This is a genomic window from Gordonia sp. NPDC058843 (genome assembly GCF_042743165.1).
GTDB lineage: Bacteria > Actinomycetota > Actinomycetes > Mycobacteriales > Mycobacteriaceae > Gordonia.
Window position 1 is genome coordinate 13219 of record NZ_JBHYNC010000043.1, and the last position, 21249, is coordinate 34467.

Sequence of the window (21249 nt, forward strand, 5' to 3'; positions counted from 1 at the left end):
GATGTCCACAGATCGCACCGACGGTGTCCGCGTCACCGGGGCCGCACGCGAGTTCGACGGTCGACGGGTTCTCGATCACGTCGACCTGACCATCGATCGAGGCGAGTTCGTCGCGCTGCTCGGAGCGAGCGGCTCCGGGAAGAGCACCCTGCTCCGTGGGATCGGCGGCCTCGACCGCGGCTTCACCGGCACGATCGAGGCGCCCTCGGCCAAGGCGATCGTGTTCCAAGAGCACCGGCTCATGCCCTGGATGTCAGTGTGGCGCAACGTCGCCCTCGGGCTGCGCGGCGGCGACACCGAGGCCCGCGCACTCCGCGCACTCGACGAGGTCGGGCTGGCCGCGAAGTCCGGCGCGTGGCCGTCCACTCTCTCGGGTGGCGAAGCCCAACGCACCGCGCTGGCACGCGCGCTCGTCCGAGAGCCCGACCTGCTGTTGCTCGACGAACCCTTCGGCGCGCTCGACGCCCTGACCCGGATCAATGCGCAGCGCCTCGTGGCGCGCCTGTGGGAAGCGCACCGTCCGGCAACACTGCTGGTGACGCACGACGTCGAGGAAGCCCTGCTCCTCGCGGATCGTGCGCTGATCCTGCGGGCCGGCCGGATCGCGCAGGAGATCGTCGTCGACCTACCCCGTCCGCGCCGGGTCACCGACCCCGAGTTCGTCGCTCTCCGTTCGCAACTGCTCGCCGGACTCGGTGTCGGCGGAAGCGACACCGAATCCATCGGCCCCACAACGACGCCAACACCGACACCCCGGGAGTTCACCCATGTCTGACGTACTGACCCTGTCCACGGACGTGCTGGTGATCGGCGGCGGCCCCGCCGCCACCTGGGCCGCCATCAACGCTCGCGACGCCGGAGCCGAGGTGATCATCGCGGACAAGGGTTACTGCGGCGCGTCGGGTACGACGGCCCCGGCGGGGACCGGGGTCTGGTACGTCGTCCCGGACCCGGAGAAGCGTGCGGCCGCGAAGGCCAGTCGCGAAGCTCTCGGAGGGCATCTCGCAGACCATGCCTGGATGGACCGGGTTCTCGACAAGACCTATGCGAACATGCACCGGCTGGGCACCGAGGGGCGTTACCCGTTCCCGATCGACGAGCACACCGGGGAGCCCGTCCGCACCGGAGTCCAGGGGCCGGAGTACATGCGCCGCATGCGCGCATGGGTCCGACGCCGCGGTGTGCGAATCCTCGATCACTCCCCAGTCCTGGAACTCCTCACCGACAGCGAGGGCGCCGTCCGGGGCGCCGCCGGACACCAGCGACAGACGGGCCGGGATTTCCGGGTGTCCGCCGGCGCGGTCGTCGTCGCGACCGGCGGATGTGCGTTCCTGTCCAAAGCTCTCGGCAGCAACGTCGACACCGGCGACGGCGCTCTGATGGCGGCCGAGGTGGGTGCTTCGTTCTCGGGGATGGAATTCGCCAACGCGTACGCGATCGTGCCGAAGGGCTCCACGGTGACCAAGACCGCGTACTACGGCTACGCCACCTTCTTCCACGCCGACGGACGCATCGTCGAGGGTGCGGGCTCGACAAAGGGACGGTCGGTGATCGCACGGACTCTGTTGCAGGAGAAGGTCTACGCGCAACTCGACCGAGCCGACGAGCGGGTGGCGGCGCAGATGCGCCGAGGCCAGCCCAACTTCTTCCTCCAGTTCGACCGCCGCGGGATCAACCCGTTCACCGACCGGTTCGAGGTCGATCTGCTCGCCGAGGGCACCGTACGCGGAACCGGTGGCATCGACATCGTCGACGACGATTGCTGGACCGGGGTCCCCGGACTCTATGCGGCCGGCGATGCCGCGACCCGCGAACGCATCTGCGGTGGCTTCACCGGCGGTGGCAGTCACAACTCCGCCTGGGCGATGTCGTCGGGCAGCTTCGCCGGGTCTGCTGCGGCACGAGCGGCCCGCGAAGCCGGCGGGGCGTCCCCGCTCGACCGGCTCACGGGCGCAGGCACCGTCGGACTGGGCACCGCCCGGAGCGGGATCACACCCGACGAACTGGTGGTCGGCGCCCAGCACGAGCTGATCCCGTTCGAGAAGAACTACCTGCGTCACGGCGACCGAATGGCGCCGGCCCTCAATGCGCTGGACTCGCTGTGGGCCGAGGTCTCCGGACCGGCCTATGGTGCCCGGACCCCGGCGGGGCGCGTGCGGGCACGAGAGGCCGCCGCGATCACCGCCGTCGGACGGTGGATATATCGGTCCGCCCTCGCCCGCACCGAATCCCGCGGGATGAGCAAGCGTGCCGACCACCCCGAGCTCGACCCGGCACTGGGCGACCACGTCCGCACCGGAGGACTCACCGACGTCTGGGTCGCGGCCCCCGGATCGGCCGCCCGATGGGCGAATCAGCCAGTCCCCCGACTCGCCGACAGGGTTCCCGCATGATCGAGCTCGTCGTCGCGTCGGCGTGTATCGCCTGCGACAAGTGCGTGAATGCCTGTCCCACCAACGTCTTCGACACCGGACCCGACGGGGTGCCGACGATCGCCCGGCAATCGGATTGTCAGACATGCTTCATGTGCGAGGCGTACTGCCCCACCGACGCTCTCTACGTCAGCCCGGAGTCGTCCCCGCTCGGCACCGGGGACACCGTGCCGCTCGAGCTGATCGGCAGCTACCGGGAACGGCTCGGCTGGGGCAAGGGGCGCGCGCCCGGAAGCCTGACCGCCGTCGGACCGCCGATCCCGCACGGAGACCCGCCACCACGACTCGTCGACCAGCGCACCGACTGACCAACTCACGTCGTTGACCATCCCAGATCTCCAGAACAGAGAAACCATGCCCACCACAACCTCTTTCAGACCACCGCTGCGCCGGTTCAAACGCGCCATCGCCGTCCTGTCCGCGGGCGTCGCGCTGGCGGCGGTGGCCGCGTGCGGTTCCGACGACGCATCGTCGGCACAGCGCGACGTGATCGACACGCTCCGGATCGGGGTCATCGGCTCGAGCAACGTCGTCGCCGGACCCGTCGGCTTCGCCCACAGTCGCGGGGAACTGCTCGAGGCCTTCGCCCCGCTGGGCGTCAGCAAGGTCGAGGTCTTCAGCTTCCCGAACGGACCCGATCTCAATCAGGCGCTCATCGGCGGGCGTCTCGACGTCGCGAGCTACGGTGACACGCCCGCGCTCGTCGCCCGCGGCTCGGGCCTTCAGACCCGCCTGCTGTCGATCAACCAGTTCGACAACGATGCCGGCGTGGTGGCCAAGGACCCGTCGATCCGGTCGCTGGCCGACCTGGCCGGCAAGAACATCGGCGTGCCGAAGGGGTCTTACATCGACCGCTATCTGCAAGGCGCGCTGGCCGAGCAGGGCATCAGAGCGAACCTGATCCATTTGTACCCGGCCGATCAGGAGGCTCCGTTGAACTCCGGTGAGATCGACGGAGCTGCGCTGCCCGGCGTCATACCGTCGGTGGCGCTGCAGACCTTCGAGGGCAAGGGATTCCACTTGGTCGACTCGGTGTATCGGGACCACCCCGACCTAGCCGGCACCAGTGTGACCGTGAGCAGTGACCAGTTCCTGGAGAAGAATCCGGAATTCGCCGCGACGTGGCAGCAACTGCACGCGTCGTCGGTCCGCTACGCGAAGGCGAACTGGGAGGAATACCTGCAGTTCGAACTCGGTAATTCCAAGGCGCCCGAAGCCGCCGTCCGTGCCGCCGCCAACCCGGAGGGGTACTCCGAGGAGCCGTTCCCGGCCCGCGCCGTCGAATTGCTCACCGGCACCAAGGCGTTCCTGGTCGAACAGGGCAGCATCGAGGACGACTTCGAACTCGACTCCTGGTTCCAGCGTGCCCCTGCGGGAGCGAACCCGTGACCGGGCCCCGCTTCGGGGTGTGGACCAACGTCTACGGCACCTGGGCGTCGGCACATCATCCCGACGACCCGGTCGACGCGTCCTGGGAACGCAACCTGGCACTGGTCCGGCGCGCGGAGGAACTCGGGTACCACAGCACGCTGATCGCCCAACACGTGATCAATCCGTTCTCGCCGGAATGGGATCAGCTCGAGACATGGACATCGGCGGCCGCACTCGCCGCATCGACGTCCACGATCGAGCTCATCGCCGCCATCAAGCCGCTGCTGTTCCATCCGGTGGTATTGGCCAAGCAGGCGGCCAACATCGAGGAGATCTCGGGTGGCCGGTTGTCTCTGAATGTCGTCAACGCGTGGTTCCGTCCAGAGCTCGAGAAGGCCGGGATCGCATTCCCCGACCACGACGACCGGTACGGGTACGGAGCCGAATGGCTGGGCATCGTCCGCGGGTTGTTGAACGGGGAGAGAGTGTCCCACGCCGGACGGTATTTCACCGTCGACGACTATCAGATCAATCCCACCGGGCGATTCCGGTCCCGTCCGGAGATCTATGTCGGTGGAGAGTCCGACCCGGCTCGCGATCTGGTTGCGACACAGGGCGACGTGTGGTTCATCAACGGGCAGCCGATCGAGCGGGTCCGAGAACTCATCGCCGATGTCGGCCGACGCGACCGGACCGGCCCGCCGGTCCGATATGGACTGTCGGCCTTTGTGATCGCCCGCGAGGACAGCGAATCCGCACAGCGCGAGCTCGACCACCACTGGAAGCTCAACGAACTCGATCAGCCCGTCCTGTCGAACATCGCCGGTGGCGCCGACGAGAAGGCGGTGATGTTCCAGACCTTCGCGCGCTTCCCCGCCATCGGCACGAACGGCGGTACTGCAGCAGGACTCGTCGGTTCCTACGACGAGGTGGCAGATCGGATCGCGGACTTCCACCGAGCCGGGATCGAGACGTTCATGCTGCAGTTCCAACCCTTCGAGGCCGAGATGGAACGGTTCGCCGCAGAAGTGATCCCCCGCGTGCACGAGCGGCTGGGCGCGGCTGTCGCGGCTCCCTGAGGTGCGAGCCAAGTGAACCCACCCCGTTCCCTGAGGTGCGAGCTGAGCGAACCCACCCCGCTCCCTGAGGTGCGAGCGGAGCGAACCCACCCCGCTCCCTGAGGTGCGAGCGGAGCGAGCCACGAAGGGCATTATGAAATGCTCACCCGCCCTTCGTGGCTCGTCGGTATCGCTCCTCACACCTCAGGGAACAGGGGTTATGCGGTTCCTTCGGATCAGGGGGCAGAACGGCCGCCGCCAATGCTCCTCACACCCCACGGAGCAACGGTGTCCCTCACATCAGCGAGCACAGGCCGGGCTCGCTGTCGGACCGTGGGGTCGATGGTGGCGATTCACGTAGGAATTCGTCCGTGGCCTTCCGAATGCTGCCCGAGATGGCGTGTCCGACATGACTACCGGAGTACCAGTGAACCTTTCCACCCCAATGACGATGTAACTGTTGGGCGGCGGTCACCGAGGTCACGCGATCGTTGAGCGCCGCGACCACCATTCGCCGTTCCGGCGTGGGGATGGGTTCCACCGACAGCGGATTGATCACCGACGAAACCGCTCGAACCGGGTCGCTGCGCATCAGCGACGCGAGATGGCGCCCCTTGGATCCGCCGCGTTCCATGTGATGGGCGAGGGTGGCGTGCATCTCGAGCATCGGGACGACGGCCAGGACGGAGCTGATCCGGTGATCCATAGACGCGACCATCGCCGCGATCGGGCCCCCTAGCGACGTCCCGGCGATCGCGATGTCGGCGGGCTCCTGGGCCTCGATCCAGGTGATCAGGGACCGGATCTCGGCGATTGCCCGGATCGTGATGACGGTGTTGACCAGCGGATCGAAACCCGGGTAGGCGACCTTCTCGACCCGCCGGGAGCCGTGCGCCGGCAAAACGGGGAACACCACGTCGTACCCGAGCTTGTTGTACAGATTGGCCGCGCGGAACGCATAGAGATCGTCGGCGCGCCCCTGCGCTGCCCCGTGCACCCAGATCAACCAACGACGCCCGGTCCGTCGGCGCGAAAGTACCCGGACCGAGGCGATCCCGTCGGCATAGGGGTCGGCTGCGGCGATCGACTCAGGGAGAGGCACAGCCACCGAGTAGTCGAGGTGATCGAACGAGGTCGTCCCGAACGTCTTCCGGTCGCGAGAGATGATGCCGGGCGGCCCGGGGTCGAGGTGGATTCCGGACGGCCCCAGCGCCGCCAGCTCCTCCGCGACCCCGACGCACCGTTCCACGCTCTGTTCCACGAACTCGATCGGCGGGATGTCCCGGATGACCGAGTTGATCGCGATGAACAGCTCGTCGACGGCGGTCTCCCCGACCATCCGCGGGCCGCAGTCCGCGGGCGGAACGCCCGCTGCCGGATCACCGTGCCCGGCCGCGCGTGAACTCCCGATCGCACGCGGCAGCACTTTCGCGAACAGCCCCAGTCGTGCTGCCCCCGACTCCCAGTCGATCAACTCGCCTCCTGCGCCATAGCGGTGTCGTCCACGTCCACGGTCGACCGTTCGAGCGCGTCCGCAGCCTCGACGACAGCGTCGGCCACCCGCCGCAGGAACCGGGCCGGGTCGGGCATCGATTCCGGCGTCGCGATGAGGCCCATGCTGAGTCTTCCTGCGTAGCTGTAGGTGGTGAGGTTGACGTCGGCCGGTGCGATCGCCAACGCGAACGAGATCCAGTCGACGACCTCGATGTCCCCGACCCATCGAGTGGTTCGCGGCCCGGGCATGTTGGCGGTGGTGATGTTGTTCATCACCACGGGTATGCGGTTCGCGGCCACGCCGCGAAAGACCGGACCGAGCCGGCCGGTGTAGGTGGCCAGGGCTTCGGTGAGTTCGAAGCCGACCTCACGCCGACGCTGAACGGTCGCCGCGCAGCTCTCCCCCGTCGCCGCGATCCGCTCGACCGGGTCGGCCAGGTCCGACCTCAGATAGGCCATCGCCGTGGCGATCTCGTTGCCGTGAACACGAGTGGACGCGAGGTCCCGGCACACCCCGAAGATGGAGACCGCAACCCCCGGCTCCTCGCCGCGGGCGATGAGTTCCGCACGGATCGCGCCCGCGATGACGCCGTGCAGCGCCCCGTTCACGGTGGTGCCGGTGGCGAGCGCGAGTCGCTGGACGGCCGCCAGCGGCATGTCCCCGGACGCGCAGACGCGTTCGGTACCGCTACGCGCGTTGAAACTCGTCCGGCGGACCGTCAACGGTTTCGGGATGAGTTCGGCGTTCCCCGCCCTGCGTTTCGCCGAGAACGCGCGCGCCAGAGCCGATGCCGCCGACGGGAGACCGCGGACCATACGCCACGAATCCGACCGTGCGGCACGCGCGAGTTCCTGCTCGTCGTAGTCGATCGGGGTCAGGTCGATCGGGGTCGGGTCGATCGGTGCACCACCGACCCGCTCATCCGGACCCGCGGTGGCGGCCATGAAGGTGTTCAGGGCGGCCAGGCCGTCGGCGACGGCATGGTGCACTCGCACGACGACCGCCTGCCGTCCGTCGGCGAGACCGTGGACGAGCGTCAGACCCCAGAGCGGCCGGCTGCGGTCGAGTTGCCGGACAGCGAGGTCGGAGAGGATTTCGTCGAGCTCGCCACGTCCCCCCGGGGCTGTGGCCCATCGTTCGTCCAGATGGTTCGCGACGTCGAAGTCGTTGTCGCGCACCCAGAAGGGACGGGCGCCGTGTCCACGCACCCACGCAAGCCGTTGCGTCGCACGCGGGAACAACCCGAGGTGGTCGGGCAGGACGTCGGCGATCTCGGTGAGGTCGAGCGGGCGGCCACGCCGAGCGGTGTCGAGAACTGCGACCTTCAGCGTGTGCATCGGGTTCGACGTCGACTCCATGTTGAGCATGAGCGCGTCCGGGCCGGACATCCGTTCGGCGCCCGGAATTCCGGCGGAGCGGTCGATCTGCGGGACGGAGTGCATGAATCAGCTCACCTTCCGTTCGGTCGTCGGGCTGGAGTCGAGTTCGCGCTTGAGGATCTTGCCGGTGGCGTTGCGTGGTAATTCGTCGAGGAAATACACGTCGCGCGGGACCTTGAACCCGGCCAGTTGGTCGCGGACATGCTGCGCGATGTCGTCGGCGCCGATCCGGGCCTGCGGCGCACGCACCACATGGGCGACGAGTCGCTGACCGAATCTGTCGTCCTCGACACCGGTCACCGCCACCTCGATCACCTCGTCGAGCGCGCCGATGACCTGCTCCACCTCGAGGGGATACACGTTCTCCCCGCCGGACACGATCATCTCGTCGTCGCGGCCGACGACGAAGAGCAGCCCGTTCTCGTCGAATCGGCCGACGTCGCCCGACACCATGTGCCCGTCACTGAAAGCCTTTGTGTCCGAACTGGTGTAGCCGTCGAATCCCGAATTGTTCGCGACCACGATGCGCCCAACCTCACCGATGGCGACCTCGTGATCCTCGTCATCCAGGATGCGGACGCTGGTACCGGCGAGTGGTCGCCCGGCCGTGTCCGGTGCAGTACGCAGATCCGTCGGGGTGGCGGTGGTGATGAGGCCGGCCTCGGTGGCGTTGTAGCTGTTGTAGACCACGTCGCCGTACCGGTCGAGGAACGCGACGAGGGCATCGGAGCGCATCCGCGAACCGCTCGCCGTGGCGAAACGCAGCGTCGGCATCGGGTGATCGTCCAAAACCTCGGCGGGAAGGTCGGTGATGCGTTCGAGCATCACCGGCACCACGGCGAGGCCGGTGGCCCCGTGGTCGCGGACCAGGTCGAGCGTGGCCTCGGGATCGAATCGGCGGCGCATGATCATCGTGCAGGTCATCGTCGCTGCGATCGCCACCTGCCCGAAACCCCACGCGTGGAAGATCGGTGCCGCGATCACGATCGATTCTCCTGCGCGCCAGGGAATCCGGTCCAACATCGCGGCAAGGGACGCCACGTCGGTGCTCCCTCCGCGCCGTGCGCCCTTGGGAGTTCCGGTGGTCCCGGAGGTCAACAGGACGATTCGACCGGCGCGTGCGGGCCGGCCCGGACGTGCGCCGCTGTTCGCGTCGATCAGGCCGTCGACGGTGGCACCTCGCGGAGATTCGCCCTCCGTCCACGCGTGAATGCGCCGCATACCCGGAAGTCGTTGGGCCGCAGGTTCGACGACGGCATCGAACTCGTCGTCGGCGATGAGCACGTCGGCATGTTCGCGTTCGAGGACATCGGCGAGCTGCGGGCCGGCGAACCCGGTGTTGAGGAGCACGGCGTCGGCGCCGAGCCGCGACGTCGCGGCGAGCGCCTCGATGAGACCGCGATGGTTGCGGCAGAGGATGGCGACGGTGCCGACGGAAGTTCCGGGGAGATCACGGAGCCCTACCGCCAGCGCATCGCACCGGGAATCGAGCTCACGCCAGGTGAGCCGGCCTGCCTCGTCGATGAGGGCCAGACCGTCGGGATCGCGCGCCGCGGCGAGGCCGATGCCACTCACCGGCGACGCACCGCCGTGCCGACGGAGGTTGAGCCCCATGCGGACATATCGGTCCACCCGCAAGGAGCCGAGAAAGCCGCTGCGGATCAGCGTGCGAACGAGCCACAACCGGGTGGTGACGCGATCGCGGAGTTGCGAGATCATCGTCGTCTCCTCGTGGTCAGCCCAGAACCGGGAACCGGCGGGCACGGGCGAGGTCGTCGAGAGCGTGTTGCATACGCTTGCGGACCATCTGGTCCACCTCGTCGTGTTCGGGGTTGTTGCCGAACTCGGCGGTGATGTCGATCGGATCGAGGACCTCGGTCACGAGCTTCGACGGCAACGGGATGTTCGGCGGGAGGTGGGCGTTCAGGCCGAACGGGAAGCCGAAGGCGAAGGGCGCGGAGTCGGTGCGCAGCAGTCTGTCCAGCCGCAGGAACTTCGCCAGCGCGTCGCCGCGATTGAGGAACAGCTGGGTCTCCTGGCCACCGATGGTGACGATCGGGACGATCGGGACGCCCGCCTCGAGAGCGGTGCGTATGTAACCGGTGCGGCCGTGGAAGTCGATGGTCGCGCTCTGGCTGGTAGGCCGCAGGGCCTCCCATTCACCACCGGGGAACACGATGGTCGCCGCACCGGATCGCAAGGCGGCGACCGCATTACGCGGATGGGCCGGCAAGAAACCGACCTTGCCGAAGATCTGTTTGCCCGATCCCGTGAAGATGAGGTCGTGGGCGAGGGTGTACAGCGGACGGTCGGCGCCGAACTCGTCGGCGAAGGCCACGCTGATGACCGGGACGTCGAACGCCATCAGACCGCCGGAGTGGTTGGACACCAGCAATGCTCCACCGTCGGGCACCTTGTCCATGCCCCGGACCTCGGAGCGAAAGTAGGTCTTCGCCACGAGTTTCAGGACGGGTAGGACCCGTTTCACCCAGGTCTCGTCGCGTGCGGTGAGGTCGAAGGTCTCGGCACTCATCGATTCCATCTCCTGTGGGATTGATTTCGCGGTTCGAACGGATCACCGCTCGGTCGGATCGGCGAGATGTGCCGACCGGGGTCGATGTCCTCGGAACCGCAAAATGAGAACACGTTCTAGTGGTTGAATTAGAACACGTTCTATTTCGCGTCGCCACTGTTCGTTACCTATGCCACAACTGACCGATCGGTAGCCAATGGAATTCATCCTGGAAGACATCTCCGAAGACGAAGTCGCACGTCGACGCGCCGTCTACACCCCCCTCACCGACACCGTCCGTGATCTCGTGGACGCGGTGATCCGCACCGAGGTGGCCGAGGAGGACCTCGACGAGGCTCGCCGTCGGATCGCCGAAGTGGTGACCGATCTGCGCAGTCGCCAGATGGATGGAGCGTTCGGGGTGCGCCACACACGTGAGAACACGGGCATGGCCTGGGGAAACGCCGTCATCGGCGTGCGCAACGCCCTCGCCCCGCCCCTCGACGTCGTGCACGTCGCCGACGGGGTCCGTAGCGAGTTCACCCTGGGCGCGGCGTACGAGGGCCCACCCGGTCAGGTACACGGCGGCGTGTGTGCGATGGTCCTCGACCATGTCCTGGGCAATGCCGCCAGCGTCGAAGGCCCCTGCTACACCGGCACCCTCACCGTCCGATATGCCCGACCCACACCGCTGGGTGCGCTGATCGCACAGGCGTGGGTGACCGAGCAGAACGGACGCAAACGCATCGTCCACGGAACCATCTCCGACGGGAACGGGGTGACCTGCGAGGCCGAGGGCGTGTTCATCGTGCCCCGATCGGCGGCCGACGGCCCGGCGGTGCGCTGGTCGGTGGGCTGATGCGCGCCGTCGTGACCACCCCAGGAGAGTTCGGCGCAGGCGGATTCGCCGTCGAGCACCTACCGGACCCGGTGCCGGGCCCCGGCGAGCTCGTCCTCCGCGTCGCGGCAAACGGCATCTGCGGCTCCGACCTGTCGACCGCACCGTTCCTGCCGGCCGGCACGATCATGGGACACGAGTTCGCCGGTGAGGTCGTCGGCGTGGGCGCCGACGACGCGGACGTCACCCACTCCTTCCGGATCGGCGACCCTGTCGCCGCCATGCCGGTGATCGGCTGTCATCGGTGCCGCGCGTGCCTCACCGGTGATGTGGCCCGATGCCCGTCGGCCCGCACGCTGGGCCTCGGCGTCCTGCCGGGCGGGCTCGCGGAGTTCGTCGTGGTCGGTGCGGCCGAGAGCGTCCTGCTCGACGGCATCGACCCGGTCGACGGAGCGCTCGTCGAGCCGTTGGCGGTGGGTCTGCACGCCGTCACCCGCGCGGCCGTGCGGCCCGGCGATCGGGTGCTGGTGCTCGGCGCGGGGCCGGTGGGCCTCGCCGCGCTGCACTGGCTGTCGCGCGGCGTGGCGATCGATCCGGTGTGTTCGGACCCGTCCCCGGGCAGGCGTGCCGCGGCCCTCGACCTCGGTGCGACCTCGGTGTGCACTCCCGACGATCTCCACGGCCACGTCGGAGGGGGCTTCGACGTCGTCGTCGAGTGCGTGGGCAAACCCGGGATGATCGCCGCCGCGATCGACGCGGTCGCGACCCACGGCACCGTCGTGATCGCCGGCGTCTGCCTGGACACCGACTCCTTCATGCCGGTGGCGGGCGTCGTGAAAGAGACCACGATGCACTTCGTCTCGTACTACACCACGAGCGAGTTCCGCACCGCCGCAGCCGAGTTGAGTAAAGGTGCGATCGGGTCGTCGACGCTGGTCAGTGAGATCGCCGGGCTCGCCGAGACCGACCGTGTCTTCCGAGAGCTCTCCGCCCCCAACGACCACCGCAAGGTGCTCATCGCGCCGGCGGTGGCGACCGTCGGCTGATCGGCACTCGCGGCCGGTGACATACCCGGCGTACGGTCTCTGGGGTGAACAGTGCCGTTCCCGTGACCCCCGAGCCGTTCAGTACCGACGAGGCGCGACGGGTGCGCGCGATCTGGTCGGAGCTGGACCTGCCCGGCATCGTCGACGTCCACACCCACTTCATGCCGCGTCCGGTGATGGACAAGGTCTGGGCCTATTTCGACTCGGTCGGACCGTTGGTCGGGCGCGAGTGGCCGATCACCTACCGCGCCGACGAGGATGTGCGGGTGTCCACCCTGCGCGACTTCGGGGTGCGCGCCTATTCATCTCTGGTGTACCCCCACAAACCGAACATGGCCGAGTGGCTGAACGGCTGGGCGCACGACTTCGCCGCGGGACACGACGACTGCCTGCACACCGCGACGTTCTATCCGGAGGAGTCGGCGCACACGTACGTCTCCCGCGCCATCCAGGCCGGAACCCAGGTGTTCAAGTGTCACATCCAGGTCGGCGACTTCTCCCCCACCGATTCGCTCCTCGACGGGGTGTGGTCACAGATCGCCGATTCGCAGGTCCCGGTCATCATCCACTGCGGGTCGGGGCCCGCACCCGGCACATTCACCGGTCCCGGACCGATCCGCGAACTGCTGCACCGTTTTCCGTCGCTGCCGCTGATCGTCGCGCATATGGGAATGCCGGAGTACACCGCATTCCTCGATCTCGCACTCGAGTACCCGAACGTGCACCTGGACACCACGATGGCGTTCACCGACTTCGCCGAGGAGGACGCCCCGTTCCCGGCGGACTACCTGCCGCGGCTGGCGGACGCCGGCGGAAAGATCCTGTTCGGCAGCGACTTCCCGAACATCCCCTACGGTTACACGCACGCGCTCGAGGCGGTCATCCGCCTCGACCTGGGCGACGACTGGCTCCGAGACGTGTTCCACCGCAACGGCTCCAGGCTCTTCGGAATCGAGTGAGCGGGGCGAGCAGCGCCGTCTAGAGCACCTGGGACAGGAAGGTCCGCAATCGGTCCGACTTCGCGTCGTCGAAGACCTGCTCCGGGCGTCCGGTCTCCACCACCGCTCCGTGATCCATGAACAGCACGCTGTCGGAGACGTTGCGCGCGAAACCCATCTCGTGGGTGACGACCACCATGGTCATACCCTCGGCGGCGAGATCCGCCATGAGCGCGAGGACGCCCTTGACGAGTTCGGGATCGAGCGCGGAGGTCGCCTCGTCGAAGAACATGACCTCGGGCGTCATGGCGAGTGCTCGCGCTATCGCAACCCGCTGCTGCTGACCGCCGGAGAGTCGTGCCGGACGGACATCGGCCTTGTTGGTGAGCCCGACGATCTCGAGCTGCCGGAGGGCGACCTCGCGAGCCTCCTCCTTGCCCAGCCCCTTCAGCTTTCGCGGTCCGAGCGCGACGTTGTCGACGACGGTCTTGTGCGGGAAGAGATTGAACTGCTGGAACACCATGCCGATCCGGCGTCGGAGCTCATCCGGGTTGTCCTTGAGTACCGACCGCCCGTCGAGCAGGATGTCTCCCTGGCTGGGTTCGTGCAGCCGGTTCAGCACGCGCAGCAGGGTCGACTTCCCCGACCCGGACGGTCCGATGACCGTCGTCGTGGTGCCGGCGTCGACCTGGATGTCGACACCCCGCAACACGTGGTGCTTCCCGAACGACAGGTGGAGATCGGTACCGGTCAGCGACACCGCCTCCCGGACGACAGTGGCACTCGGGGATGATGACTCGGATTTGTTGAGATCGGGCACGGGCCTATCCCTTCTCGACGACGGTCGCGGGCAGCGGATCGTCCTGGACGTCGGTGGGCCTACCGGTGCGCAGGCGGCGGTCGATGTAGTTGACCAGATGCGTCAACGGGATCGTCAGGATGAGGTACATGATGCCCGCGGCCACCAGCGGTGAGAGATTTCCCGTCTGCGCATTCAGATCACGGCCGACCGCGAAGAGCTCCCGCTGACTGGCCAGCAACCCGAGGAAGTACACCAGCGAACTGTCCTTGATCAGGCTGATGAACTGGTTCATGAGCGCCGGGAGCACTCGCCGGACGCCCTGCGGCACGACCACCAGCCGCATCGACTGCCGATAGCTGAAGCCGATGGCACGTGAGGCCTCGAGCTGCCCGTCGTCGACGCTCTGTATTCCTGACCGGAAGATCTCGCCGATGTAGGCCGCGGCGAGCAGGGCGAGCGCGACCGCGCCGAGCCAGTACGGGTTATTGCCGGTGATGCCCTTGACGACCGGACCGACGCCCAGACCGACGATCAGGATGACGACCACCGCGGGCAACCCGCGGAAGATGTCTGTGTAGACCCGTGCCGGCCAGCGCAGCCACCGCGATCGCGAGATGCCGCAGATCGCCAGGATCATGCCCAGGATCGTGCCGAGCACCCCCGAGACCAGCGACAGGATCAGGGTGTTGACGAGGCCGGTCTTGATCAGCTCCGGGAAGGATTCCTTGTAGAGATCCCAGTTGAAGAACGTGTCGCCGAGCTGCTCGAAGGTGCTCTTGGGGGCGGTCTCCTCCGCGGGGCCGGCCTTCTCGGCGTTCTCGGCCGCGATCGCGGCGATGTCCGGCAGATCCGGGGCGGGGGCCGACTTGCTACCGGGCTTCCATCCCTCGGGTAGCTCGCGCGGCACCCAGTCGACGTAGAGGTCGGAGTACGTGCCGTCGGCGATGATGGCGTCGAGTCCGGAGTTCAAGGCCTCGGTGAGCCGCGGCTTGTTCTTGCCGACTGCCCACGCGACGAAGTTGTTGACACTGAAGGTGTTCTCGACGATCGCGGTTCCGTCACCTTCGCGGACCGCTCCCTCCGCCTGCTGCGACGGAGCGACCCAGGCGTCGACCTGACCGCTCTTGAGATTGGCGTAGGCGGTGGCGTAGTCCGGGAACTTCACCGGGTCGAGGCCCAGGGTGTTGACGACGTAGTCGTCCTGGACGGTGCCTTGGACGACGGCGATCCGCGTCGAGTCCGAGAGGTCGCCGAATCCCTTGATCGGGCCGCTGGTCGGTGCCACGAGGGAGAAGTAGCCGAAGTCGTAACCGTTGGTGAAGTCGACGGTCTTGCGACGGTCGTCGGTGGTGGTGATCGACGACGAACCAACGTCGAAGCGGTTGTTGGCCACCTGGGAGAGAAGACCCGCGAACTCGGTGCCGTTGAACTCGATCTGCAGACCCAGCTTCGCGGCTACGGCCTTGAGGAGCTCGTTGTCGAAGCCGGTGAAGTCGCCCGCGCCGTTGACGCAGATGCTGGGCCCGGCATCCGACAGGGTGCCGACGGAGATCTTGCCGGGCGACAGCAACTCGAGCTGACCGACGTCGATCTGGTCGAGCGGGGTGGTCGACTCCGTTGTGTAACGGTCTTCGCCACCCTGATCCGCCGCGGCGAGATTGACCGGGGCCGCCGACGCCGACGCGAGCCCGGCAGGCGCACAGCTGTCCGCAGGAGCGGCCTGCGCGCGCGGCGCCGGACCGCCGAGAATGGTCAACAGGCCGACGATGGCGGCCGTCAGGGCGATCGCTACGACGCGAACGGCGCGCGGCGCAGCCCTGTGGGCGCGATGGGATCGGTGGTTGGACACCGTGACGACACTATCCGGACGCGCAAGTGGTGTCCCAAACTTTCGCTCGCCGGTGGGTTTAACCTGCCTGAACAGCGCTTTTCGCCCATTCACACCAAGCTGGGTGTGCGGGTGGCCCGGGTCGAGACATCTGGCGTCCCGACGCGTCACCGGGTCGGGCCGGCCCGCCGCGTCGTCCTCGATATCCCTGTGCGAAACGTCGATTTGCTTGTCGACCTCAATCGGCCGTGCTATCAATGATACAGGGAAACGGACTTTGTAACATCAATTCTCGAGCGCCTACGAATCGCGCCGCATGCGATTCATCCGGCGATAGTCCCGCTCTCCCAATGGCCGTTGACGTGCGGCAATGCCGCGGCTTCCATCCTCCGTCGTCCGAGAAATGAAAGCGGGAAAAATCATGCTGTCTGCAATCTTCTACGCAATCGAAGCCTTCGACAATCTGCTGTGGGATATCGCGGAAACGATTGTCACCGGGAGCGACGAAGCCGCCGGGTCGTAGGTTCCTCACCGCTCAGCGATTCAGCAGTAGGTATCGCCTGGCGATACCTACTGCTGAACCTGCGCACGGAGCCACTTACACGCCGGCGCCAGACCACCCGGGGTACGACGGCCCAGGTGCCGTCAGGTCACCCATGTCACCACAGATGCTCGGGTCAACAGGCTGTTCGCCGGGCCTCAGCCCGGCCTCGATGTCGAGGGCCTTCCAGTCGCCGAACACGTTGTCGCCGGGGAACAAGCTGTCGCCAGGCTTGGACTCGGGCGGAGCTGTTCCTTCGCGTTGAACGGTCACGGACACTACAGCGACCCGACCAAACGGACCCTCCGGCCGAAAATCTGACGAGAAGTACGGTGGGAACGATATTTCGCTACTACTCGCCCGGCCGACTGTGCACACCTCGATGACCGTCTGCTCGCCTCCCAACTGCTGCACACTCGCGATCCGGAGAATTTTGTCTGCCGTGTGATATGGGTCGCTACTTGGAGCCGGGTCGAGAATGTCGGGTATCGGTACGGCCTCGCGAACCCCTGGGTACTCACCTTCGATGTCCCAGTCGTAAAGCACGAGTAGGTGGGACTCAATGACTGCACGAACAAACGTCCCCAAGGACGAGTGGAGGCCTACGACTCCATCATCCCGCCACCGCATGCGCCACTGCAGACCCTGTTCCAGGCGGGCAGCCGATGGAGAAATCGTGGTCTCGGCGGCCGACGTCCGGGCCCCACTGTTTTGCCCCTGCGGCGAATCGCTGGTGCTACATCCGACCGAGAGCGTCAGGCACAAAACGAGGCTCGCGGTGGCGCTAGCGAGGCGCACTATCGGAGACTTCAAATTCATCATCAGTTTCGTCGATCGTCGGATCCTTCTCCGATTCGTCAAAATGGTCGTTGTAGCCGAACCGGATCGTTTCAGCGCCAATGTCACGTGAGAACTCGCGGAAGGCCTCGCCGTGTTCTCGTACCATATCTGTGTCGAGTGTCCCGTTCTCCTTAACAAAAGTGAACGTCGTCCCCGTTCGATCGTGCCACGGCCTACCCCATAAATCCGGTCGATCCTCAACGACACCAGAAGTCACCTGCACCACTCGATCCGTACCCGCGGTCAGCTTGTCCAACCGCGTCTCCATGTCACGAATCTCGGCCCTCCAGGTGCTTTCGTCCTGTTGCGGGTCCGCGGTCGGGAGGCTGATCTCCTCGGCCTTCACGAGCGGCACGGTGAGTCCGGCGACCTCGGATAGACCCGGGATCCACAATCCGCCCGCCCCCACCAGCGCACCCGCGGAGTCGATCAGGAACGTGTCATCATTCCATTTGCGGAACCGTTCCCACTCGTCGTTGTCCGCCAGCGTCTCCAAGGCGTTGCTCAGCCCGCCGCTCATCGAAGAATGAATCTTCCCTGCGGCAGTGGCAAGTTCAGAATTGTCCGGGTCGCTTCCGAACTCGTGCGCAAGGTAGTTCTCCCACTGGACGGCCGCGGTCAGGGCGATTCGGCCGGCGCCTGGATCGGTGGACAGGACTCCGATCAATTGAGAGAACTCAACTGTGTCTGCGAGCGGCCCGGCCGTGTGATTGGTCAGAACCTCGCTGGGTGCGTCGGCAAAGTTCCCGAAGTAGGGAGCGAGATTTGCAGCAAGCACTTGTGCAACAAAGGGATTCCGCTCACCAAAGGTCTCGTACTCAGTGTTTCCGCTGTGATCTTTGTTGACATACAACGCATCCAGTGACTTCTCGTTCTCGATGAGCAAACGCGCCAGCGCATCCGCCGACTTACCTCCGAGCTGGCCCTCATGGCCCGGCGTCGCTGCCGCTTCGCCGATCCAGCCGAACAGATCTGTGGGGCCGCGTTGGTCGTCAGGACTGCATACTCTGGGATCCCATTCGGCCCAGTTCTCGGTGAGGATATTCAGCACATGTGCGTCCGCGTCGTACCGGTGTCCTTCTTCGACCGTTACACCCATCCGCTCACCCGTGAGGAAGTCTGTCACCGCTTGGTGGTCGTGACTCGCGGTGCTGAGCATCGAGCTCGCGACCTTGCGGACCTCGTCGAAAGACTGATTTTCGTCATAGAAACCGAACGGCGTGTCCTCGTCATGCGGGAGCGCTCCGACGATTTCCGATGCCTGTTTGAGCATCCCTCGATCGACATCGGTGCCCAATTGCAGAGTGCGGTCGGTGCGGTCGCTGAGGATCGTGTTGAGCGTCTTGAAATCGTCGAGACGATTCACGCCTGTAAGCGAGTACAAACGACCACCGGACCCGACCATCTCATGCTTGATCTGGTTTTCTCGAAGCAACGAGACGACAGTGCCGGGAAGCTTGTCGAGCCCACCGGCGGACCCCGCCTTCGTTCGCACGTTCGGAGAGGACATCACCCTGAGCGCGTTTCCGAGCACACCAGGCGCTTGCTCGTGGACCCGCAGCAACTCGTTCATGTTGGCCGAGTCGACCTCGCTCATGAACGTTCGTAGATAGTCGTACTGCCCCTGCGGAATCTCAGTCGGCTGACCCTGACGGAGCGACTCGAGTTGTTCCGGGGAGAAATGCGTCGCATGGTTCAGCCGCGCGAGACCCGCGGGCGAAATATTCCCTTCGCGTAGGGCTTTGACGTCGAGTTCTGCTTGGCGTGAACTCAATCCAGCGGTGACCGGCGCCATCGCACGAATGAGTTCTTCCGCCTGCACAATCGCGCGCTTCGTGTCGACGTCGGCATCGTGCAATTCGCGTGCTAGTCGTTGGAGCCGGACCGTCTCGTTCGTCGCCTCGTTCCGCCGTAGCTCACGATCGTTCGCGATTCGAGTCAATGCGACGCTGTCACCCTCATTGCGCCGCTCCTCGGCCTCATAGTCACGGAGATCGCGGACCGTCCAGTCGTTGTCGACCGAGAACCGGTCCCCTTCCAAATTGGTGGCCGTGGTGTTGAGCGTCTCCACCATCGGCGTCATCCTGCTCGCACCTGACTTGAACGCCTCGGCTAGTTCATCAACGGCGGCGGCGACACGAGTCATCTGGGTCTTTTCCCACTCTGCCCGGGTGACAGCGCCGTCGTACGAGGCACCCTTCCAGTCGAGACCAGTCACCTTCGAATAGAGCTCTCCAGCCCTACGCTCGATCGCAGTCGACACCGGACTCAGCGCACCAGCGGCGTGACCGAGCACTTCAGGATGTGCGTTGGCAACAATGCTGCGAGTTTTCGCACTCATCATTCGGGTCGCTGGTTGAGGTTGCCGAGCGACTGCAGAAGCCTCCCAGCGACGTCGTCGACGTTCACCAAGACCGACGCCGCCGAGTCCAGCGCATCACCGAACTGCTCATGCCGGCCGGCGATCGTCGTCAGCGCCTGCTTGACGGAGGCGCCGACGCTGTCTGCCACCGCAGCGACCTCAAAACCGGACATCGACATCAAGATGGCGCCGAATGTCGGCGATTCAATCAAACGAATCGACATCCCGTTACTCGCCATGTGCCGTGCCGCGTCCGTCAGACTGCTCGGAGTGACTTCCACGGGTTTTGGTGTCATCGAATCCCCCAACCACTCGCCGCACCCCTCCCGCAGGGGTACAGCCATTCACGTCGAGTGATAGTAGCCGCTCGCAAGCGTGCAGCCGTGTGTCAGTCCACAGAGAGCGGCGATCGCTGAACCGATTCAGCAGTAGGTATCACTGAGCGATACCTACTGCTGAAGTGCGTGTGTGTCGGGTTCAGCCCCGAGCGGCGATGCGCGCCTGGACCTCGGGGCGACGGAGCGGGGGCACCGTCTTCGGCGGTTGACGACGCTCGGGCAGGACGTCGAGCAGTGTCCGGGTCGCCGCAGTGACGGCGACCACCGCTGCCTCGAAGGCCTCCGCATTCGCCGGCGACGGGTGCCGCACACCGCTCACCTTGCGCACGTACTGCCGTGCGGCCGCCTCGATCTCGTCCTCTGTCGCCGGCGGCTCCAGTCCGCGGAGTTCGGTGATGTTGCGGCACATGGCAGATCCCTTCGATGACAGACGCTCACGGGCAGGCGCTGATGCGGCGCCGCCACCGGCCGCCCGAAGGAGGGCTCACTCACCGATCTTGACGACCGCTTTCCCCAGAATCCGCCCTTCGGCGAGATCGGTCAACGCCTCTGGCAACTGATCGAGCGTGTAAGTCACATTGACCTGCGGTTCTAGGCCGTCCGCGATCATCTGCGACAGCTCTTCATGCAGCTTCGCGGGCAGATTCAGTTCCGGGTGCGTGCGTACGTACTCACCCCAGGCCGCTCCCACGACGGCGATGTTGCGGAACAGGACCCGGTTGAGCTTCACGGTCGGGATGCCGCCGGCAGCGAAGCCGACCACGACGTAACGGCCGTCGGGAGCGACCTGGCGCAGCGCCTCGTCGAAAACCTCGCCGCCCGACGGATCGATCAGGACGTCGACGCCCTTCGGCACGATCTCCTTGAGCTTGGTACCCCACCCCTCCTCGAGCTGCACGATCTCGTCGGCCCCGGCACTGCGCAGGAGTTCCTCGGCGCCCTTGCGGTGCACGATGGCGATGACCTTCGCGCCCATCGCCTTGGCGACCATGATCGACGCAGTCCCGACACCGCCGGCGGCGCCGAGCACACCGACGACCTCGCCCGGCTGGGTGTGCGCGCGGGTCTTCAGCGCGAACAGCGCCGTCTGGTAGTTGATGCCCATTGCCGAGCCCTGCTCGAAGGTGAGTCCCTCGGGGAGCGGCAGGAGCTGCTCGGGCGCGGCCGCGACCTGCTCGGCGAATCCACCGACGATCGACGCCACGAGGACCTTGTCACCTACCTTGACCGTCGACCCCTCGGGTGCCGAACGCACCACGCCCGCGACCTCGGTGCCCGGCGTGAAGGGCGTCGGCACACGGAGCTGGTACTTGCCCTGACTCATGAGCACATCGGGGAAACACACGCCGCACGACTTCACGTCGACGACGACCTGGCCGTCGGCCGGGGTGGGATCAGGGACCTCGGTCAACTCGAGTCCGGACGGTCCTGTCTCTGCAGTGAGCACCTGAGCTTTCATACGGCTCACC

Annotated in this window: 18 protein-coding genes; 8 read left to right on the plus strand and 10 right to left on the minus strand. The window is 66.3% G+C overall.

The window, feature by feature from the left end; all coding sequences use genetic code 11:
* Nucleotide 1 precedes the first annotated feature (1 nt).
* The 5 genes from ACFW3F_RS21070 to ACFW3F_RS21090 are packed head-to-tail and all read left to right on the plus strand — an operon-like array spanning nt 2 to nt 4882.
* Nucleotides 2–775, plus strand: a complete 774-nt coding sequence (locus ACFW3F_RS21070; protein WP_388060876.1) for an ABC transporter ATP-binding protein — start codon at nt 2–4, stop codon at nt 773–775.
* Nucleotides 768–2393: an FAD-binding protein gene (locus tag ACFW3F_RS21075; protein ID WP_388060878.1), complete on the plus strand. Its 1626-nt coding sequence runs from the start codon at nt 768–770 to the stop codon at nt 2391–2393. Before ACFW3F_RS21070 ends, ACFW3F_RS21075 begins: the two co-directional genes overlap by 8 nt.
* The gene (locus tag ACFW3F_RS21080) at nt 2390–2740 is read left to right on the plus strand and encodes a 4Fe-4S dicluster domain-containing protein (RefSeq protein ID WP_388060880.1); all 351 of its coding nucleotides are present in this window, start codon (nt 2390–2392) and stop codon (nt 2738–2740) included. The genes ACFW3F_RS21075 and ACFW3F_RS21080 overlap by 4 nt, the downstream gene beginning before the upstream one ends.
* Before the next feature lie 46 nt (nt 2741–2786).
* Entirely contained in the window at nt 2787–3821 is a 1035-nt protein-coding gene (locus ACFW3F_RS21085; RefSeq protein WP_388060882.1) for an ABC transporter substrate-binding protein, read from the plus strand.
* A complete protein-coding gene (locus ACFW3F_RS21090) occupies nt 3818–4882 on the plus strand; it encodes an LLM class flavin-dependent oxidoreductase (protein WP_388060884.1) in 1065 nt (354 codons plus the stop codon). The genes ACFW3F_RS21085 and ACFW3F_RS21090 overlap by 4 nt, the downstream gene beginning before the upstream one ends.
* 274 nt (nt 4883–5156) lie before the next feature.
* On the opposite strand, the gene ACFW3F_RS21095 is transcribed toward ACFW3F_RS21090, so the two are convergent.
* The 4 genes from ACFW3F_RS21095 to ACFW3F_RS21110 are packed head-to-tail and all read right to left on the minus strand — an operon-like array spanning nt 5157 to nt 10268.
* Nucleotides 5157–6335 carry an alpha/beta hydrolase family protein gene (locus ACFW3F_RS21095; protein WP_388060886.1) on the minus strand — a complete coding sequence of 393 codons (1179 nt, stop codon included), beginning with the start codon at nt 6333–6335 and terminating at the stop codon, nt 5157–5159.
* Complete coding sequence (locus ACFW3F_RS21100; protein WP_388060888.1) at nt 6332–7798, minus strand: wax ester/triacylglycerol synthase domain-containing protein; 1467 nt, start codon at nt 7796–7798, stop codon at nt 6332–6334. The genes ACFW3F_RS21095 and ACFW3F_RS21100 overlap by 4 nt, the downstream gene beginning before the upstream one ends.
* 3 nt (nt 7799–7801) lie before the next feature.
* Nucleotides 7802–9454, minus strand: a complete 1653-nt coding sequence (locus ACFW3F_RS21105) for an AMP-binding protein (RefSeq protein ID WP_388060890.1) — start codon at nt 9452–9454, stop codon at nt 7802–7804.
* A gap of 16 nt (nt 9455–9470) precedes the next feature.
* Entirely contained in the window at nt 9471–10268 is a 798-nt protein-coding gene (locus ACFW3F_RS21110) for a lysophospholipid acyltransferase family protein (RefSeq protein WP_388060892.1), read from the minus strand.
* A 196-nt stretch (nt 10269–10464) separates the two neighbouring features.
* On the opposite strand from ACFW3F_RS21110, the gene ACFW3F_RS21115 reads away from it, so the two are divergent.
* From ACFW3F_RS21115 to ACFW3F_RS21125, 3 genes are read left to right on the plus strand one after another with little or no spacing between them, the layout of a single operon-like run.
* On the plus strand, nt 10465–11106 hold the full coding sequence (locus ACFW3F_RS21115; protein ID WP_388060894.1) for a PaaI family thioesterase: 642 nt from the start codon (nt 10465–10467) through the stop codon (nt 11104–11106).
* The gene (locus ACFW3F_RS21120) at nt 11106–12131 is read left to right on the plus strand and encodes an alcohol dehydrogenase catalytic domain-containing protein (protein ID WP_388060896.1); all 1026 of its coding nucleotides are present in this window, start codon (nt 11106–11108) and stop codon (nt 12129–12131) included. Before ACFW3F_RS21115 ends, ACFW3F_RS21120 begins: the two co-directional genes overlap by 1 nt.
* A gap of 44 nt (nt 12132–12175) precedes the next feature.
* On the plus strand, nt 12176–13090 hold the full coding sequence (locus ACFW3F_RS21125) for an amidohydrolase family protein (RefSeq protein ID WP_388060898.1): 915 nt from the start codon (nt 12176–12178) through the stop codon (nt 13088–13090).
* A gap of 19 nt (nt 13091–13109) precedes the next feature.
* Here the strand turns inward: ACFW3F_RS21125 and ACFW3F_RS21130 are convergent, their stop codons facing one another.
* From ACFW3F_RS21130 to ACFW3F_RS21155, 6 genes are all read right to left on the minus strand, one after another.
* Nucleotides 13110–13889 (minus strand): amino acid ABC transporter ATP-binding protein, encoded by a 780-nt coding sequence (locus ACFW3F_RS21130; protein WP_388060900.1) that lies wholly within the window; start codon nt 13887–13889, stop codon nt 13110–13112.
* A gap of 4 nt (nt 13890–13893) precedes the next feature.
* Entirely contained in the window at nt 13894–15720 is a 1827-nt protein-coding gene (locus ACFW3F_RS21135; RefSeq protein ID WP_388060902.1) for an ABC transporter substrate-binding protein/permease, read from the minus strand.
* Between the two features lie 1304 nt (nt 15721–17024).
* Nucleotides 17025–19424, minus strand: coding sequence for a hypothetical protein (locus tag ACFW3F_RS21140; RefSeq protein WP_388060904.1), 2400 nt, complete (start codon nt 19422–19424; stop codon nt 17025–17027).
* Nucleotides 19421–19723 (minus strand): hypothetical protein, encoded by a 303-nt coding sequence (locus ACFW3F_RS21145; protein ID WP_388060906.1) that lies wholly within the window; start codon nt 19721–19723, stop codon nt 19421–19423. Before ACFW3F_RS21145 ends, ACFW3F_RS21140 begins: the two co-directional genes overlap by 4 nt.
* A gap of 196 nt (nt 19724–19919) precedes the next feature.
* A complete protein-coding gene (locus ACFW3F_RS21150; RefSeq protein ID WP_058252418.1) occupies nt 19920–20189 on the minus strand; it encodes a DUF2277 domain-containing protein in 270 nt (89 codons plus the stop codon).
* A 75-nt stretch (nt 20190–20264) separates the two neighbouring features.
* Nucleotides 20265–21239 carry an NADPH:quinone oxidoreductase family protein gene (locus ACFW3F_RS21155; protein WP_388060908.1) on the minus strand — a complete coding sequence of 325 codons (975 nt, stop codon included), beginning with the start codon at nt 21237–21239 and terminating at the stop codon, nt 20265–20267.
* Between the last annotated feature and the right edge of the window lie 10 nt (nt 21240–21249).

Coding starts and splice junctions, on each gene's coding strand:
- ACFW3F_RS21070 (WP_388060876.1), top strand. CDS start 2: ATGTCCACAGATCGCACCGACGGTGTCCGCGTCACCGGGGCCGCACGC.
- ACFW3F_RS21075 (WP_388060878.1), top strand. CDS start 768: ATGTCTGACGTACTGACCCTGTCCACGGACGTGCTGGTGATCGGCGGC.
- ACFW3F_RS21080 (WP_388060880.1), top strand. CDS start 2,390: ATGATCGAGCTCGTCGTCGCGTCGGCGTGTATCGCCTGCGACAAGTGC.
- ACFW3F_RS21085 (WP_388060882.1), top strand. CDS start 2,787: ATGCCCACCACAACCTCTTTCAGACCACCGCTGCGCCGGTTCAAACGC.
- ACFW3F_RS21100 (WP_388060888.1), bottom strand. CDS start 7,798: ATGCACTCCGTCCCGCAGATCGACCGCTCCGCCGGAATTCCGGGCGCC.
- ACFW3F_RS21105 (WP_388060890.1), bottom strand. CDS start 9,454: ATGATCTCGCAACTCCGCGATCGCGTCACCACCCGGTTGTGGCTCGTT.
- ACFW3F_RS21110 (WP_388060892.1), bottom strand. CDS start 10,268: ATGAGTGCCGAGACCTTCGACCTCACCGCACGCGACGAGACCTGGGTG.
- ACFW3F_RS21115 (WP_388060894.1), top strand. CDS start 10,465: ATGGAATTCATCCTGGAAGACATCTCCGAAGACGAAGTCGCACGTCGA.
- ACFW3F_RS21120 (WP_388060896.1), top strand. CDS start 11,106: ATGCGCGCCGTCGTGACCACCCCAGGAGAGTTCGGCGCAGGCGGATTC.
- ACFW3F_RS21140 (WP_388060904.1), bottom strand. CDS start 19,424: ATGATGAGTGCGAAAACTCGCAGCATTGTTGCCAACGCACATCCTGAA.
- ACFW3F_RS21150 (WP_058252418.1), bottom strand. CDS start 20,189: ATGTGCCGCAACATCACCGAACTCCGCGGACTGGAGCCGCCGGCGACA.
- ACFW3F_RS21155 (WP_388060908.1), bottom strand. CDS start 21,239: ATGAAAGCTCAGGTGCTCACTGCAGAGACAGGACCGTCCGGACTCGAG.